14 protein-coding genes and 1 pseudogene are annotated in these 17,822 nt (G+C 48.7%); 5 read left to right on the forward strand and 10 right to left on the reverse strand.

All coding sequences use genetic code 11. The features are described from left to right. Positions 1 to 69: 69 nt before the first annotated feature. Genes E6W40_RS17770 through E6W40_RS17780 form a run of 3 tightly spaced genes read right to left on the reverse strand, consistent with a single transcriptional unit; the run spans position 70 to position 3,844 of the window. On the reverse strand, positions 70 to 1,662 hold the full coding sequence (locus E6W40_RS17770) for a UDP-glucose--hexose-1-phosphate uridylyltransferase (RefSeq protein WP_136606680.1): 1,593 nt from the start codon (positions 1,660 to 1,662) through the stop codon (positions 70 to 72). Between the two features lie 12 nt (positions 1,663 to 1,674). Beyond that, positions 1,675 to 2,664, reverse strand: coding sequence for a UDP-glucose 4-epimerase GalE (gene galE / locus E6W40_RS17775; protein WP_136606681.1), 990 nt, complete (start codon positions 2,662 to 2,664; stop codon positions 1,675 to 1,677). A gap of 1 nt (position 2,665) precedes the next feature. Then, on the reverse strand, positions 2,666 to 3,844 hold the full coding sequence (locus E6W40_RS17780) for a galactokinase (RefSeq protein ID WP_136606682.1): 1,179 nt from the start codon (positions 3,842 to 3,844) through the stop codon (positions 2,666 to 2,668). A gap of 174 nt (positions 3,845 to 4,018) precedes the next feature. On the opposite strand from E6W40_RS17780, the gene E6W40_RS17785 reads away from it, so the two are divergent. Then, positions 4,019 to 4,900, forward strand: coding sequence for an AraC family transcriptional regulator (locus E6W40_RS17785; protein WP_136606683.1), 882 nt, complete (start codon positions 4,019 to 4,021; stop codon positions 4,898 to 4,900). 90 nt (positions 4,901 to 4,990) lie between these two features. On the opposite strand, the gene mgrA is transcribed toward E6W40_RS17785, so the two are convergent. The 4 genes from mgrA to E6W40_RS17805 all read right to left on the reverse strand — a co-directional run bounded on the left by mgrA (position 4,991) and on the right by E6W40_RS17805 (position 8,805). Then, a complete protein-coding gene (mgrA, locus tag E6W40_RS17790) occupies positions 4,991 to 5,995 on the reverse strand; it encodes an L-glyceraldehyde 3-phosphate reductase (protein ID WP_136606684.1) in 1,005 nt (334 codons plus the stop codon). A 114-nt stretch (positions 5,996 to 6,109) separates the two neighbouring features. Beyond that, positions 6,110 to 6,853: an NAD-dependent protein deacylase gene (locus E6W40_RS17795; protein ID WP_246073032.1), complete on the reverse strand. Its 744-nt coding sequence runs from the start codon at positions 6,851 to 6,853 to the stop codon at positions 6,110 to 6,112. 182 nt (positions 6,854 to 7,035) lie between these two features. Next, positions 7,036 to 7,698, reverse strand: a complete 663-nt coding sequence (locus tag E6W40_RS17800) for a bifunctional 2-keto-4-hydroxyglutarate aldolase/2-keto-3-deoxy-6-phosphogluconate aldolase (protein ID WP_136606686.1) — start codon at positions 7,696 to 7,698, stop codon at positions 7,036 to 7,038. Positions 7,699 to 7,836: 138 nt separating this feature from the next. Continuing rightward, positions 7,837 to 8,805 (reverse strand): sugar kinase, encoded by a 969-nt coding sequence (locus tag E6W40_RS17805; protein WP_136606687.1) that lies wholly within the window; start codon positions 8,803 to 8,805, stop codon positions 7,837 to 7,839. Positions 8,806 to 8,995: 190 nt separating this feature from the next. Between E6W40_RS17805 and E6W40_RS17810 the strand changes: the two genes are divergently transcribed. From E6W40_RS17810 to ilvD, 3 genes and pseudogenes are all read left to right on the forward strand, one after another. Beyond that, complete coding sequence (locus E6W40_RS17810; protein ID WP_136606688.1) at positions 8,996 to 10,030, forward strand: acyltransferase family protein; 1,035 nt, start codon at positions 8,996 to 8,998, stop codon at positions 10,028 to 10,030. Positions 10,031 to 10,223: 193 nt separating this feature from the next. Beyond that, positions 10,224 to 10,463 (forward strand): annotated as a pseudogene (locus E6W40_RS17815) (KGG domain-containing protein); the annotation flags it as partial. A 249-nt stretch (positions 10,464 to 10,712) separates the two neighbouring features. Then, positions 10,713 to 12,401, forward strand: coding sequence for a dihydroxy-acid dehydratase (gene ilvD / locus E6W40_RS17820; protein WP_211147023.1), 1,689 nt, complete (start codon positions 10,713 to 10,715; stop codon positions 12,399 to 12,401). Positions 12,402 to 12,600: 199 nt separating this feature from the next. On the opposite strand, the gene E6W40_RS17825 is transcribed toward ilvD, so the two are convergent. Continuing rightward, complete coding sequence (locus E6W40_RS17825; RefSeq protein ID WP_136606690.1) at positions 12,601 to 12,966, reverse strand: VOC family protein; 366 nt, start codon at positions 12,964 to 12,966, stop codon at positions 12,601 to 12,603. Between the two features lie 174 nt (positions 12,967 to 13,140). Then, positions 13,141 to 14,559 carry a polysaccharide deacetylase family protein gene (locus E6W40_RS17830; RefSeq protein ID WP_136606691.1) on the reverse strand — a complete coding sequence of 473 codons (1,419 nt, stop codon included), beginning with the start codon at positions 14,557 to 14,559 and terminating at the stop codon, positions 13,141 to 13,143. Between the two features lie 249 nt (positions 14,560 to 14,808). On the opposite strand from E6W40_RS17830, the gene E6W40_RS17835 reads away from it, so the two are divergent. Continuing rightward, the gene (locus tag E6W40_RS17835) at positions 14,809 to 15,963 is read left to right on the forward strand and encodes an AI-2E family transporter (RefSeq protein ID WP_136606692.1); all 1,155 of its coding nucleotides are present in this window, start codon (positions 14,809 to 14,811) and stop codon (positions 15,961 to 15,963) included. Here E6W40_RS17835 and E6W40_RS17840 read toward each other — a convergent pair. After that, complete coding sequence (locus E6W40_RS17840; protein ID WP_136606693.1) at positions 15,932 to 17,707, reverse strand: peptidoglycan D,D-transpeptidase FtsI family protein; 1,776 nt, start codon at positions 17,705 to 17,707, stop codon at positions 15,932 to 15,934. The genes E6W40_RS17835 and E6W40_RS17840 overlap by 32 nt on opposite strands. Positions 17,708 to 17,822 lie beyond the last annotated feature (115 nt).

Raw genomic sequence — 17,822 nt, forward strand, 5'->3', positions numbered from 1 at the left:
TTATCCGAATACGCGGAAATGAGCGGTTTATATGATTAATACCTTGACAGATATACAATTAAAATGAAATTAATGAGCCTGAACACATCCAATATGCGAAACAAATCGGTGGAAAGCTTCCTTGCCCGCTTGGGTTCTCTTATAAACACCTGCATGACCCAGTATTTCAACAAAAATACTTCCAACTTCGGACTGGACGAGCTTCCAGGCTTCTTCCTTGCTCCGTTCCGTGCCAAACTTTGCAATAAGCTCTTCAATCCAAGGCTGATGCAGCTTCAGGAAATGGTCCTTCTGGTGTATCATAGCATCGTACAGATCGCTGTCACCTGCAAGAATATCAGAAGTAAGATCCAGCTCCTCTTTCAGTCTTCCCGGCAAAATAGCAAGCCCCATCACTTCAATCAGGCCGATATTTTCCTTTTTAATGTGATGCATTTCTTCATGCGGATGGAAAATACCCGCGGGATACTCCTCACTGGTACGGTTGTTCCGGAGCACCAGATCCATTTCATAGCTACCATCCGGTGTTCGATGCACGATCGGGGTTACCGTGTTATGTGGTATCTTTTCCCCATTCTCTTCGCTGAATGCCAGGATATCAACTTCCGGATCACTGTACTGCTTCCACGATTCATAAATCATATCCGCCAGCTCGAGCAGAACGCCGCTGTCTTGTCCGGTTAGACGGAGTACGGACATCGGCCATTTCACGATACTCACCGACACACCCGAGTAGTCCGAATGTGTGAATACCGCTTCCTTCGGCGCATTTTGAATCGGGAACGTATGCCGCCCCCCTTGAAAATGGTCATGGGTCAGAATGGATCCGCCCACGATCGGAAGATCGGCGTTCGAGCCGATAAAGTAATGCGGATACAGGTTCACAAATGCCAGAAGCCGCCGCAGACTGTCTTTGGTGAGCTTCATCGGCACATGATCATGATGGAACACAATGCAATGCTCGTTATAATACACATAAGGCGAGTACTGGAATAACCACGGTTCTCCGTTCAACGAGAGCGGGATTGCACGGAGATTCTGCCGTGCTGGATGGTTTACCCGTCCTGCATACCCGACGTTTTCACGGCATAGCTGGCATTTTGGATACACCGGAGGCGGCAGCAGCTTCGCCATGGCGATTTCCTTCGGGCTTTTTTCCGGCTTGGATAAATTTATCGTCATTTCGATGGTACCGTATTCCGATTCATGCTCCCAATACACGTTTTTGTTTACCCGATCCATACGGATGTAGTTGGAATCAATCGACAGGTGGTAAAAGCGATCCGTTGCTGCCTCAATGCCCTGGACCGCCTCCAAACTTTCGAACTCCCGGATCACCTCGGAAGGCCGTGCCATTAGATTGCCCATAATTTTGGCATCCAGCAGATCGCGGTACGTGTCTGTGTTCTCCGGAATGAGACCGATACCGAAGCCGTAATCAATCAATACATCCAGTGTGGGCTGCGGCCCTTCCAGACGCTCCAATGCCTCATCTCCCATAAAGGGCTCACTGAAACCAAACAACTCGAGCAGGAGATTGCGGCTGTAATCTTCATCCAGCGGTTCGATGAGTCTCCGTTCCAGCGCGAAGCTTACGAGCAGATCGATTGCTTTAAGAGCTTCATGCTGCGGTGTTGTTCTGGTTGCTTCAAATGCGTTCAATGCTCTTCCCCCTTACTCTTCGCCGTAGCCTTGCGGATGGCTCTGATGCCAGCTCCATGCGCTTTGAATGATGTCTTCCAGTTTTTCGCGGGACGGGTTCCAGCCAAGCACTTCTCTGGCTTTTTGGGAAGATGCGACCAGTACCGCCGGATCACCGGCACGCCGTGCTTGCATGACCACAGGAATTTCTAAACCCGTCACCTTCTTCGCCGTTTCGATGACATCCTTCACCGAGAACCCTTCGCCGATTCCGAGGTTAAATACATTGCTGCTTTCTCCTTTGCGCAGATAATCAACGGCACGGAGATGGGCATCGGCCAAATCGCTGACATGAATATAGTCGCGAACGCAGGTTCCGTCTTCTGTCGGATAATCGTCGCCAAACACGGCAATGCTTTCCCGCTGCTTCAGTGCCGTTTGCAGCACGAGCGGAATCAAATGGCTTTCCGGGCGGTGATCCTCGCCAATTTTTCCGCCGTCATGCGCACCCGCCGCGTTGAAATATCGCAGAGCCACATATTTGATACCAAGTACTTGATCAAACCAGGACATCATCCGTTCCATCATGAGCTTGGTTTCCCCATATACGTTAGTCGGCTGTGTGCGGTCGTTTTCCATAATCGGTACACGTTCCGGCTCGCCGTACGTCGCTGCTGTGGAGGAAAATACGATGTTACGTACATTCGCAGCATCCATTGCTTCCAGCAGGCACAGTGTACCGTATACGTTGTTGTCGTAGTATTTCACCGGTTTCTGCATGCTCTCGCCGACAAGTGAATTGGCAGCAAAGTGGATAACGGCATCAATAGTATTTTCGCTAAACAGCTTCGCCAGAAGCTCCTTATCTCTCAGATCACCTTCATAGAGCTTGCCGCCGAGCAGCGCATTACGATGCCCCGTTTGCAGATTATCGAGTACAACAACCTCTTCGCCGCGTTCCAATAAAGCTGCTACCGTGTGGGAGCCGATGTACCCCGCTCCGCCTGTCACCAAAATAGCCATCTTATTTGTCCTCCTTCAGTTCTTTTACGCCGTCGCCGGTTCCGCAAACATAGAATTCAGCCTTGAGTCCTGTACGCTCCTGATAGGCTTGGCCTACTTGCTGCACGAACTGCTCTACCGAATCCTCATGCACGAGGGAAACTGTGCAACCCCCAAATCCTGCTCCTGTCATACGGGCTCCAAGTGTTCCGGGAGTGCGCTGCGCTTCTTCAACCATGACATCAAGCTCTTCGCAGCTCACCTCGTATAAATAACGCAATGATTCATGCGATTCGTTCATCAGCTTGCCGAATTGATCCAGATCATTATTTTTCAAAGCTTCTACGGAATCAAGCACCCGTTGGTTTTCCTCAACGACATGCTTCGCCCGCCGTCTTACCGTTTCATCCAGAATATGATCCTGCAGTGTTTCATACTGATCCGGTTTCAGCTGTGCCAAATATTTGAGCGCATGAATGTCCTTCTTCAGAATTTCCAAAGCCGCTTCACACTGCTGTCTGCGCTCGTTGTAAGCCGAATCCACCAGGCCTCTGCGTTTGTTGGTATTGCCGATAACAATTTTATAAGCACCCGTACGGAATGGTACATGCGTATATTCAAGCGTATCGCACATCAGCAAAATCGCATGATCCTGCTTGCCGTTTGCTACGGCAAACTGATCCATAATGCCGCAGTTCACGCCAACATATTGATTTTCTGCCCGCTGCGAAAGCAGCGAAATTTTTACTGTGTCTGTTTCACAGCCCTCCATTGTTTGCAGTGCAAATGCAGTCACCACTTCAATGGAAGCTGAGGAAGATAGGCCTGCGCCATTCGGGATCTCTCCATGATAGAGCAGGTCATAGCCTGTCGTGACCGGACAGCCGGATTTTTTATTTTCTACCATCACGCCAACCGCATAATCTACCCATTCACCGGTTTTTTCCTTGCCCAGTTCCTTCAGGCTGAATTCCTTTTCATATGGAAAATTGGTTGTTGCGAGATGGATCTTCTCATCATCACGCAGGCGCGCCAGCAATGTCGTCCCAAATTCAAGGGCTGCGGGAAGGACATAACCTCCGTTATAGTCGATATGCTCCCCAATCAAATTCACACGGCCCGGAGCAAAAAACACCTCCACGTCATGCTTGCTGTCTCCATACTTTTCAATAAACTGCTTTTTAAGTAATTCTGTTTTCATTAGTGATGCACCATCCTTTCCTTATGGTTACTTCCTGACTTTATTATAGAAAATAGCGCTGCCTTTCGTAATGCAATTATGTTTGTTCTATATGGATATATGTGACCTTGGAGATTATAATAGCAATATCCTTCATCTATCATTACCCACCTTAACAAAAAAGGAGTCTTTCTTATGGCAGTTCAGGAAAGCTACAGCGTGGCATCCAATCCGGTTTATCATGATAAAAGCCCTCTGCATGTGCTGTTTGCAGGTGAAAGCCAGACCAAGCCGCTGCATATCGTCGGACCAAAAATATATGACTACTATCTGCTTCACTACGTGGAAAGCGGTAGGGGGATGTTTCGCACTGAACATCATACCTATGAGCTCGGAGAAGGAAGCTGCTTTCTCATTCATCCAGGCCGGCTTGTCAGCTACGCCTCGGATGCAAATGATCCCTGGCGCTATCGCTGGACTGCTTTTTCCGGAAGCGAGGCCCAGGCACTTGCAGACTCAGCCGGCTTCTCCGGCGGGCAATCCGTTCTTTTCACCAGCAGCGACAGCCTCATCCCCTCATCAATCAAACGGATAGCGGATGCCTTTTATAGTAAAAAGGAAAGTGCAGACATGGCTGCGCTTGGTTATCTCTATCTTGTTTTTTCCGAAGCCAGGGAGATTCTGACCAGCGAAATCCGTCTGACAGGAACCGAATCTCAGGTGCAGAGGACCGTTAAGCAAATGATCCACTATATGTCCGCTCAATACTCACATCCCGTATCGATTGAACAAATGTGTGAAAGTCTCGGCTACAACCGGGCATACCTATCCCGTATTTTCAAAAAAGAGACCGGTATGTCTCCAGTTACGTATCTTCTAAAGCTCCGGATCGATAAGTCCCGCCAGCTCCTCAGAGAAAGGCCGGAGCTCTCGATTGAACAGGTCGCAGCCTCGGTCGGGCTCACCGATGCCTTATACTTCTCGCGTCAGTTTAAGCGGCTATGCGGTCATGCGCCAAGCCATTATCGTACGCTCGTCGCAACCTCCCCCACATCTCTGCATGACTGTCTCTATTAACCCGTACGTAATTTCATTCCATTCGCAAAAAAGCCCGCATGCTCCATCAGGAGCATGCGGGCTTCAAGCCGTTGGTCTTGAGCAGGATATTTATGACTCGCTTTCCGTTTTCAAAATCGCCTCGATACGGTCCAGCTCTTCGCTGCTGAACTCGAGATTTTTCAAGGCGGCGACGTTATCTTCAATCTGGCTGACGCGGCTGGCGCCAATTAAGGCAGAAGTGACTTTGCCTCCGCGAAGCGCCCAAGCCAGAGCAAGCTGCGCCAGACTTTGACCGCGGGCCGCCGCAAGCTGGTTCAATGCGCGTATTTTACGTTGAACCTCAGGTGTAATATCATTGACGTTTAAAAATACGGATGAACTCGCAGCCCGGGAATCATCCGGAACACCATTCAAATATTTATTGGTAAGCAGGCCTTGTTGAAGAGGTGTGAAAGCAATACTGCCCACACCATTCTCATCAAGCACGTCCTGGAGGCCGTTCTCAATCCAGCGGTTGAGCATCGAGTAGCTAGGCTGGTGAATAAGCAGCGGGGTACCTAAAGATTTTAGTATCGATATGGCTTCCGCCGTCTTCTCGGCCGTATAGTTAGAAATACCGACATATAACGCCTTGCCCGAACGCACGATATGATCCAGTGCCATCATGGTCTCCTCAAGCGGCGTGTTCGGATCGAATCGATGGGAATAAAAAATATCAACATAGTCCAGATCCAGCCGTTTCAGGCTTTGATCAAGGCTGGAAATCAGATTTTTACGGGAGCCCCACTCGCCATAAGGTCCCGGCCACATATAGTATCCAGCTTTGGAGGAGATGATCAGCTCATCCCGATAGCCCTTCAAGTCCTGCTTGAGAATTCTTCCAAAGGTTTCCTCGGCGGAGCCTGGAGGCGGGCCATAATTATTCGCCAAATCAAAATGGGTAATGCCCAGATCAAACGCTCGCGTGACCATATTGCGGGCATTCTCAAACGTATCCACTCCGCCGAAATTATGCCAAAGGCCAAGAGATATGGCCGGAAGCTTGAGTCCCGACCGGCCGCAGCGGTTATAAACCATCTCTTCATACCGTGCTTCGCTAGGTGTATATACCATTGCAATCCGCCTTTCTATGATAAGGTGCCATTACTTGGAAAATATCATATCTCTTTTTCGCTTGGTTTGACAAGAAACCGATTACAAAGCTCATTGAACCCTGTTTGAATACCTTCAGATGCCGAGAATTCGACTAACCTGATCCATAACTTCCCCAATTTTATCTTTGATCATCAGGTTGGCCTTCTGGTCATAAGGCGTCGGGTCCATATTGAGCAGTACCGAACGCGGCCCTTCAAAATAAGATACAAGCTCTGCTGCCGGATGAACCGTCAATGACGTCCCTCCGACGATGAGCAGATCCGCATTCGTGATCGCATCCATGGAGCTGATGAGCACTTGCTGGTCAAGTGCTTCCTCATAAAGCACCACATCCGGTTTCACAATTCCTTGGCAATATGGGCAACGTGGAACCAGATGCTTACTGGCCATCACCTGTTCCAGTCCGAAAAAGCTTCTGCAGCCCATGCAATAATTACGGTGCACCGAGCCATGCAGCTCAAGAACCTCTTTACTGCCTGCCTTTTGATGCAGTCCATCGATATTTTGCGTCACCACGGCCTTCAGCTTCCCCTGTTTCTCCAGCTTAGCCAGAAGCCGGTGGCAGCCGTTGGGCTGAGCATCCGGATGAAGCATTTTACTGCGGTAAAAATCAAAAAAGATTTCGGGCATCTTGACGAAAAAAGAGCGGCTGAGCATAAGCTCGGGTGGATAAGGAGAATGCTGCTCGGTCTGGTACAAGCCCGCGGCGGAGCGGAAATCGGGAATGCCACTCTCTGTAGAGGAACCCGCTCCGCCAAAAAAGACGATATTATCACTCTGTTCAATCCAAGAGGCTAATGTTTCAATCTTCTGCACTTTCTGTGCACCTCCACATATGATCGGGTTCCATGCCATTACTTTCTAATTTTGTTCGATAATGTATTGGATACATGATCAGCCTGCCTCCCATGGGGACGGCAGGCTGACTTCATAAGCCGCTTTGACACGGCCGAGCTGCCGCATTGCCCTGGAGGGGCTTTTGTCACGTTCATCGCTCTCTATTTTTTGGCGTCTCGGTAAGCTTGCATATATTGCTGCGCCTTATCACGCACCAGATCCATATTTCCAGTCTTTATCGCTTCGTTAGTTAAGTCTGAGCCGATGCCTACGGCTACAGCTCCCCCGTGGATCCAATCCTTCAGATTGGAGAGCGAAACTCCGCCAGTCGGCATAAAGTTAGCCTGCGGCATAGGGCCTTTCATTGTCTTGATTATTCCCGGTTCATATAAATTACCCGGGAACAGCTTAACAATATCGACCCCAAGCTCCAGCGCATGCTGGACTTCAGCTATCGTCATGACGCCAGGCATAATCGGTATGCGGTACAGATTGCATATTTTAACCGTTTCCGGGTTGAGCGAAGGCCCTACCACGAACTCGGCACCAGCCATAATTGCAGCTCGTGCAGTCTGAGGCTCCAGCACGGTGCCGGCCCCAATCACAGCAAATTTTTCGGGATCACTGGTCTTCCAGCTGTACAAGCGGCTCAGCTTCTCAATCGCCTGGAGTGCGCCTGGTACCGTCAATGTCACTTCAATCACTTTAATTCCACCGGCTATGGCCGCTTCCGCCATGGCGAAAACCTGATCCGCAGAATCCCCCCGCAGCACAGCCACAACCCCGTTATCGGTAATCTTCTGTAATACCTGGAGTTTTTTCACTATCAAACGCTCCTTTTCACTCATTATATGGAAATCCCACCGGGATGTCTATCGATTGCAGCGATGGCTGAATATGTCTGGAATTTCACAATAATAATCATTAAATTATGTAATACTTTAAAATCCTGCAGACCCAAATTATCTTTCGATATGCATCTTCCGCTCAAGCTTTGCTTCCACCTGCTCCCAGGTTGGTAGCGCTTCCCAATCTCCCACGGCTTGGATGACCATGGAACCCATCAGGTTGCCAAGACGCACGGCTTCCACCGTTGTTTGTCCTTTAAGCAGTCCGGCAATGAAGCCCGCACAGAAGCCATCACCCGCCCCGACAGTGTCAAGCACCTGATCCGCTTTAAAATAAGGAACTTCCGTCAGGGTACCATGCTCCAATACATAGGTCAACTCCGGTCCGCCCTTAATAATGGAAACTGCATTCAGACGGGACAGCTCGGCAAAAACAGCCTCATCCTCTTCCACATCGTAAAGAAGCTTCAATTCATCCAGCCCCGGCAGGAAGTAATCCGCTTTCTCTGCTAATCGCAAGAGAACGCCGCGCGCTTCCTCCAGCGTCCACAGCTTGAGCCTCAAATTGGGATCAAAGCTGACTTTGACTCCGGCGCTTCGCGCAATATCCATGGCTCTCTCCACACAAGCTAAAGCCGAAGGACTAATGGCTGCAGTAATGCCGGTCACGTGAAGAATTTTCGAGCTCTGAATATAGGAGGCGTCCAGATTCTCTGCCTTCATTTGGCTTGCAGCCGAAGCTTTACGGTAATAATATACCGAAGACTTTCCTGCTGTGTTTTCACGGATCATCAGGCCAGTCGGAGCATCGCTGCTCAGTACAGCACGCGACACATCAACGCCTTCGCCACGTATCGCTTTATATATCATCGTCCCGATTGGATCGCTGCCAAGCGCACCGAACCAGCCTGCGCGATGTCCTAACCGGCCAACTCCAATAGCTACATTGCTTTCTGCCCCGCCAAATGACTTGTTCAGAGTAGAAGCATACTCCAATCCCCGGGAGTCTTGTGCCGTAAACAATCCCATGCTTTCGCCGAAAGTAACCAGTTCAGGTGCCAAAAGTGCTGTATCCTGCTGCATAATAGTCCCCTCTCCGTTTTTAAAGTCTGTACCTATTGTCAGCGGATGAGGTTTTGTTGTCAATATGTAACAATTTCATCGCTTTGACACACTTAGATTGAATGTTAGCGTTTTTCCATGTGATTAAAATCACAATATATCCCTTCAAAGCGTAGTATTTTAAAGGTGAAAGAAAATGGAGGGAATCATCATGGAAAAGACACTAGCCAAACAGGGAGAAACCTACTTTTTAAATCTACGGTTTGTATTGATCCTGACCGTTTTTATAGGAAACGCCATCGAGCCTCTCATTCGTCAAATGGACGGTATGCATGCGCTGTATCTGTGGATATTCACATTTCATATGCCGCTGTTTGTATTCGTGACCGGGTACTTTGCCAAAGGCGGACTCAGGGGCGCCAAGGGACGCAATACACTGCTGCAAATCGGCCTGCAGTATATTATTTTTCAAAGCCTGTATTCGTTTCTGGATCTTACGTTCTTTCGATTACAGAACATTCATCATTCGTTTTTTGCCCCTTATCTGCTGCTCTGGTTTCTCGCGAGTCATGTAGGATGGCGCCTGCTGACATTGGGAATGCATAAATTAAGCCCGGCAGTACAAATCACTCTTTCGCTGATTTTGGGTGTACTGGTCGGCTATCTCCGGTTGGACGGGGCTTGGCTTAGCTTTAGCCGGACTTTTGTATACCTGCCCTTCTTTGTCATTGGCTATCATTTTTCGTTTCAGACTTTTGTGCAATTTTTCACCAAGCAAAAAAAGAGAATCGCTGCTGCTGCATCGGCCATTCTCTTCATCATTATCGCCCTGTGGGGACTGCATATTCCGGAAGGCTGGCTCTTTGGCAGCATGACCTACACGCAGCTCGGGCATCACGAATGGTACGCCGGATTGTACCGGGTAGCTCTATATGGACTCCAGCTGATATCGGGTGCTGCATTCCTGGCTTGGATACCTTTCCGGGAGAGCCAATTGACCGATCTGGGACGCCGTACGTTGTACGTATTCTTACTTCACGGCTTTATCATCCGCTTGGCCACCATGTCGGGGCTGTATAGCTACATCCACCATCCGGCGGCAGCACTTCTGCTCATCGCCGGGGCTATTTTGCTGACGATCGCTCTTGCCCAGCCTGTCGTGCGAAAAATAGCACATCCTGTAATTGAGCCGCCAGTCACATGGATTATTCGGCTGGAACGTTTCGCTTTGGGCAGATCGCTGTAAAGGTTATGGCTTCATATCACTTAAACCAGCATTGGTAAAAAAAATGTCTAAATGCAGGGCTACACAGTTCAAGGCTGCAAGTGAGTTATTTACCAATGATTGCATAAATTAATTGTTTCACCCCATTTAGTAGGTGGTAAGTAAATGATGCGCGCAACAATAACAAAAAACGACTACCAAGGAGTGATTTGTAATGGCACGTAATAATAACGGTAAAATGAGTAGAGAAGAAGCTGGACGTATGGGTGGAGAAGCAACCGCTAAGAACCATGACAAAGACTTCTATCAGGAAATCGGTAAAAAAGGCGGGGACGCCACTTCCAAATCCCATGATAAAGATTTTTATCAGGAAATCGGCCGCAAAGGCGGAGAAGCGACTTCCGATTCTCATGACAAGGATTTCTATAAAGAAATCGGCCGCAAAGGCGGAAAAAACTAATATAAGCTTGCGTAAAGCATAACAACGGCTGAAAAAAGGCATCTTCCATCCGAATGCGGATTGGGAATGCCTTTTTTCTTGCTATTACCAGCTCCTGACAGCTCTAAAACCTTTATTCGTTGCTAGAAAAACCTCTCATTTTGTGATAGACTCATTTAAAATCGTTTATTCGGGCACTTCTTTCGGTAACCGCGCTAAAGCGAGATGGGTTTAAACATTCACTAAATAGGGGGAAGAGACATCATGGCAGCTAATAAAATGCGTTCAGACATGATCAAAAAAGGCTTCGACCGCGCTCCGCACCGTAGTCTGCTGCGTGCAGCCGGCGTAAAAGAAGAGGATTTCGGCAAACCGTTTATCGCCGTATGTAACTCCTACATCGACATCGTTCCAGGACATGTCCATCTGCAGGAATTCGGTAAAATCGTGAAGGAAGCGATCCGCGAAGCTGGCGGCGTTCCTTTCGAATTCAACACCATCGGCGTTGATGATGGCATTGCAATGGGCCATATCGGTATGCGCTATTCCCTTCCAAGCCGCGAGATTATAGCGGATTCCCTGGAAACCGTCGTTTCCGCTCACTGGTTTGACGGAATGGTCTGCATTCCGAACTGCGACAAGATCACTCCCGGCATGCTGATGGGCGCGCTGCGCGTGAACATTCCGACGATCTTCGTCAGCGGCGGACCGATGAAAGCCGGCGTAGACAGCAAAGGCCGCAAACTTTCCCTTACTTCCGTATTCGAAGGCGTTGGCGCCCACCAGGTTGGCAAAATCACCGACGATGAGCTGATGGAGCTCGAACAATACGGTTGTCCGACCTGCGGCTCCTGCTCCGGCATGTTTACGGCCAATTCCATGAACTGTCTCGCAGAGGCTCTTGGCCTTGCGATGCCGGGTAACGGAACCATTCTCGCCGTCGCTGAAGAGCGTAAAGAATTCGTTAAGCAATCAGCTCGCCAACTGATGGAACTCGTGAAAATGGACCTCAAACCGCGCGACATCGTCACCCGCGAATCGATCGACAATGCTTTCGCGCTGGATATGGCCATGGGCGGATCCACTAACACTGTCCTGCATACCCTGGCACTTGCACAGGAAGCAGGCATCGACTATCCGCTGGAGCGGATTAACGAAGTCGCAAACCGCGTACCTCATATCTCGAAGCTTGCACCTGCTTCCGATTACTTCATCGAGGACGTTCATATTGCGGGCGGCGTTAGCGCCGTGTTGCACGAGCTTCTCAAAAAACCGGATGCATTGTTTGGCGATTGCATGACCGTAACCGGCAAAACGATCGCTGAGAACGTGGCCGGCTGTGAAATTCAAGACAAGAATGTCATTCATCCAATCGATCAGCCATACTCCGAGCGCGGTGGTCTGGCTGTATTGTACGGTAACCTGGCTCCGGAAGGTTCGATCATCAAAGTCGGTGCTGTTGATGCCTCGGTTGGCGGCTATCATAAAGGTCCAGCCATCTGCTTCGACTCCCAGGAGCAAGCTCTCGAAGGCATCGCGAACGGCAAAGTCAAGGAAGGCATGGTCGTTGTTATCCGTTATGAAGGTCCTAAGGGCGGACCGGGCATGCCGGAAATGCTGGCTCCAACTTCCCAGATCGTGGGCATGGGACTCGGCGCCAAAGTCGGCCTGATTACCGATGGACGTTTCTCCGGCGCATCCCGCGGCATCAGCATCGGCCATATTTCTCCGGAAGCTGCCGAAGGCGGACCGATCGCTTTCGTTCATGACGGAGACATCATCGAGCTTGACCTGAACAACCGGAAGATCGAACTGCTGGTGAGCGAAGAAGAAATGGCTTCCCGCCGTACCAACGAGTGGAAAGGCTTTGAGCCGAAAGTAAAAACCGGTTATCTTGCCCGTTATTCCAAGCTTGTAACCAACGCCAGCCAAGGCGGCATCTTAAAGATCTAATATAATATCTTCTCACAAAAGGGGAGTACCGCTGGTGTTTCACACCAGTGGTACTCCCCTTCTTCATGTCTGCATATAAAAAAGATGCCACCAATCCGAAGATAAATCCACTTTCGGAGCACCTCTTGTTATGAAACTGATTACAAAGACAATCGAAGTTGACTGCATTCGAATAACCCTATTTCAGCGATCGTTATGTTTATTTCCCAACTAAAACAAAAACATTGCCATCGGGAGCTTGCATAATAGCGACATGCCCTGATTCCGTCTCAAATGGCAAGCCAATCCACTCGATCTCTTCATGCTTGCTCAATTCGTTATATGTTTCCTGTACGTCATCAACAAGGATTTCAATTTCGGTAGACTGATTCTGAGGATGGTTGCTGAGAACGAGTTCCGAGCTGTTAAGTTCCGGGAATACCAATCCAACCAGCGTCCATATAAACCCACTATCCAGAACTCGTTCAATTCTCCAGTTCTCTTTTAGCCCCATGATGGTATAGAATGCCAAAGATTTATCGATATCCTTGGTATGAATACATACGCATTCCAGCTTCTTAAACATCGGAAGATCCCCTCCTCACTATATCAGAACAAATGTTCCTATAAGCATATATTATTCTATTTATAGTGGGAATGCAAGTATTTATTTCTAGAAAATAGAAAATTCAGTTCAAGAGAATACATATAAAAGAGCCCCGCAAGCATTTGGCTTGCGGAGCTCTTATTTTATAATGGATTAGATGGCGGGTGTTGAACTTTCAAGTCCTTGTGCCGAGGCACTCAAGCTGAGTTCATTGTTGTCATTCGTTTGTTCCGGTTGATTCCCTCTTTCGCGTTTCATTTCATGATGAGGGCGGTGGGATCCATTTTCAGCATACCGTTCCATTAAGACGCTAATAGGCATTAAGATCATTTTAGGAATCAACCGTTGCGTATGTTCCTTAAGACGAGACTGTCCAGACGGATGAATGACGCTTAATAAAAATTTCAAATAAAGCTGTGATGATCTTGCAAAAAGCCCGTCCTTCAAATCAAGAACCTGAAATCCGAACTGTTGTGGTCCGCGGTTTACCATGGTGACACCATACAGAGCTTTGGCATTCTTCGCATTTGCGATCCCCATCACTTGATGCGCCAAAACCGGCAGCTCCTTCTCCATAGAACGAATCATTTGTATAGCCAAATGCACCGTCGAGCGCGACCTGATTCCAAAGCGGAAAAGCTTCTCATTATCAAAATGCAGTTCTACGACTTTATCGCCCTTTTGAAGCAGCTCCCCATCATCCAACTCAACGGTCTGGCCACTGTATTTACGCAGCCGGTAATGGAGCAAGGGATCATGGGGATTAACCGTTTTAAGCCGGAACACTTTGTGAAAAATGGTTTCCCAAATCAGCCATAGCTTGACGACAGCAAGTTTGCCGCGGGAAAGCTTCTTTTCAGGAGCATTTTCCTTGGCCTTAATCATTTCGTCAATCCGGATACTCTTCAACCCGCGTTGTTCTGCTTCTTGAAGCACCCGTTCTAGAGCAATCAGCATCTGCTGTGGAGCATCGGGATTTGCACCCGCCGTCGTGCCGCAATCATGAAGCAAAAGTACCTCTCCCGGCTGAAGCTTGTTCAGAATCCGCTCCGTTAACCGATCCGCGCCGATTCTTTCTCTCCAATCCCCAAACATGGCGGACCAAAGCACAATTTTAAACTTGCCACCGCGTTTCTTCAAATCGAAGAGATTGACGATTCCCCACGGCGGACGGTAATACGACGTACGCTCTCCGGTGATGGAGTGAATAATCTTATCCGTCTTCATAATTTGCTTCGTCACGGTCGCTGGCCGCATCAGCCAATTCGATTTGTGAATGTAATTATGAATACCGATAAGATGACCTTCATCATGCATTCGTTTTACGAGCTCCGGATTGTTCTCAGCATGTGATCCAACGACGAAAAAGGTCGCCTTTGCATCATACTTCTTCAATAAATCAAGCAGCTTGGGCGTATACACCGCGTCAGGCCCGTCATCAAAGGTCAGCGCATATTCATGCTCACCGCTACCTTTCCGGAATACGCGGAACCCGAAAATACGGGTGATGAGTCCGGGGATAAACGCATAAAAAGATGAAATATAAAACAACCAAAGCAGCAAAGTCTGCATGTCATAATCCCCACTTTTCTCTGATTGACTTTGACTTGCCGAAAGGCAGGTTACTCTATAGAATGAACTAAGAGCGGAAGGCTGTTACCAGTATAGGAAACCCGTCTCATTTCTGCATAAAAAATCAAACGTTCGATGAAAAATATAAAGACGCTATCTTTTATTTTATCACAGCCATTCGCGAAATAGGCGTTTTTTTATAAATTTAGTTATGCTTAAAATACAAACATTAAGGAGTGACGTCCGTACATGCTTCCACTGTACAAAAAATACTGGAGGACCTTTATAGACATCGGGATGATTGTGCTGACCGTCTTGTTGATTATGTACGTGTTCAGCAAGCTTTACCAGATCGCAGCCCCCGTCTTTTTGTCCTTTCTCGTCTTTTTCATGATTGAGCCCCTTGCCAAATTCCTTCACCGGCGAGGACTCCCTAAGACACTCGCCGCAGCCATTTCGGTCCTGTTGTTTGTGCTTGTCATTCTGGGCATCCTGTTTGGCATCGGGTTGATTGTGGTCTCCCAGATAGCCCAGGTCCAAGATAATTTGCCCCAATACACACAAATGATCCAATCGGCATTTACCAAAACAACTGCATTTCTCCAGCATAAAATCGAAGCTCTGCCTCCGAACATTACTGATAAGATGAATGAAAACTTCAAAAATTTCACTGATTACGCGACCGGATGGGCCACCAGCTTCTTAAAGTATATGGTATCCTTGTTCAGCTCGTTCTCATCATTTATGGCTAATTTTGGCGTAGCGATTATTCTTGCCTTATTCCTCAGTACTGAAATTGGCGGATGGCGCAAAATTGTCAAGGACAAGTCCCCTAAAACCCTGAAAAATGCTTATACGTTCCTGACAACCTACGTTCTAAAAGCCATCGGTTCATACATAAAAGCCCAAATGATCATGGTGTTGATAACCTTGGTCCTGATTTACATAGGTCTTCTGATTCTGCGTACTGGCAACGAGTTGTCACTGGCACTGGTATGTGCGGTTTTTGATATTCTGCCTTTAGTCGGTGTACCGGTCATCCTTATTCCATGGATCGTTTACCTTTTCATTGTCGGAAATATCAGCCTTGCCATCGGACTTTGCGTTTTGCTCGTCGTTGTCCTGCTGACACGGCAGTTGCTGGAGCCAAGAATTACCGGTAATTCCATTGGTATCTCCTCTGCCTTTCTCATGCTGTCGTTCATGATTATCTCACTTTCCATCTTCGGCGTTGCCGGCCTGATCCTGTCACCGGTACTGCTCATCTTGCTGAAAGAGCTTTTGCAGCAGGGGTATTTGCAGCGCTGGATTCGACTGCCGCAGGAAGAGTTTGATGTTTCCCCGTTTGATATGGCCGCAAAAGCACCGGAACCTACGATTTCTGAGAAGCAAGCAGATTCATAATCTCACCGAATAAGGCTGTAGCCTGATTACTGCCTCCGGTCGGCATATTTTGGAACAGGACGGCTGCAGCGTATTTCGGCCGATCAACAGGCCCATACCCGATGAACCACTGGTTGTTACGCTGCCGCCCCTGAACCGTAACCTGCGCCGTGCCTGATTTTCCTGCCAGCCTCCACCTCGCTTTCAGCAGCGATTTACCTGTCCCATCTGTAACGACCTTCTCCATCCAGCTGCTTACCAGCCGGGCCGTTTCTGGCCGTATGCTTCCCGCTCCTGAAGGGGATAGATGCGGCTTGAATTCTTTCATGACCTGTCCATTCGCATAAACAAGGCTCTCCAGAATACGTGGTGCCCGAACCTGTCCCCCATGTAAAAGCGTGACCACCAAATTTGCTGCCTGCAAAGGGGTTACACGTACATCCCTTTGCCCGATCCCGGACTGGGCTCTTGTGCCTCCATCGAGCGTAGAGGCTTCACTCGAATAAATGGTTCCCGCTTCCTCATGATCCAATGGCTGCAGCAATGGCATCCCTGCCATATTCTTCGCTTCCCACCCGACGGTACGGCCAAGCCCTAGCCTGCTGGCTGTGATCTCCAGCTCTTCCCCTGACAGACGTTCCGACAGCTGAGCAAATACAATGTTGCAGGATTCGGCGAAAGCCTGTTCCAATGTGAGAGATCCATGTCCCGAGGGTTTCCAGCAGGATAATCCATATTTGCCGTAATCGCCTGAGCAATAGAATGATTCGTCTGTGGATGTCACTCCTGCTTCCAGCGCCGCCGCAGCCACCACGGTTTTGAAAATAGAGCCCGGAGCAGCTGCCTGTACCGCCCTGTTGTTCCAGGCACCGAGTTCAGGATGGATATCGAGCGGATTATAAAAAGGCCTTGATACCATAGCCAACACATCCGCATTGCTCGCATCCAGGAGTATAACAGCCCCTTCATTCATCCCCGCCTTCTGCGTCAGCGCTTCGATTTGTTGCTGAAGAGAGAGATCAATGGTTGTATGAAGCCGAAGCGGATAATACGGATTGTTAGGTGACTTTAATTGGATGCCCGTGCCGGGAATCGAGCGGTTTGTACCATCAACGGAATAGTAGGCGGTCGTGGGACCTATGCCGCGCAGCAGCGGCTCCAGCGTCTTCTCAAGACCGGAAGCACCTTCTTTGAATGCAAAGCCGGTATGCGGCATATGCTTTTGACCGGATAGCTCTGATAAGTGACCGAGCCACTGCATACCACTTTGCTTGTTTACATACCTTTGAGTGTAAGGAAGCACTTCTATGCCGCTAACCTTCAGTGCGGAGATATGCTCGGCCTGGCTTTGATTTAGCGCCTGTGGTGTGTTTTTAAGTACTCCCTGCCAAAAAACAGGCACACTGAGCTTATCCCAAATATTCGTAAGCTTCGCCGTATCGGTACCCAGAGCAGCGGCGACCAAGTCCATGCTGCCATCTTTATTGCTTAAAGACTTTTTATCTATTGGAAATAGGACGGCAGCAGAGACGGTTTCACCTGTAATGGGCTTCCCCTGCCGGTCATAAATATTCCCCCTGCCGGAATCCAGCACGACTCCACGCTCGCGTTGGAAGACCGACATTTCCTGCAGTGTATATACGCTGTCCGGCAGCTTGGAGGTACGGGATATGAGCTGAATATAAGCCAATCTCAATATGAGAACGACCAGAATACCTGTCAGAATGACCAGTGCATAGAAGACACGCTGTTTCTGTTTAAACATGACAAATACACCGTCCCCTTTTTCGACGTTTTTTCCATTATGTCCTATTCTGAAGGCTTCCAATCGGACCAATGCCGTGTACCGCTGCAGACAGCAAAAGGCTGTCCTTAAGGTC

It is taken from the genome of Paenibacillus dokdonensis, from assembly GCF_004916975.1.
GTDB classification, from domain to species: domain Bacteria; phylum Bacillota; class Bacilli; order Paenibacillales; family Paenibacillaceae; genus Paenibacillus_AQ; species Paenibacillus_AQ dokdonensis.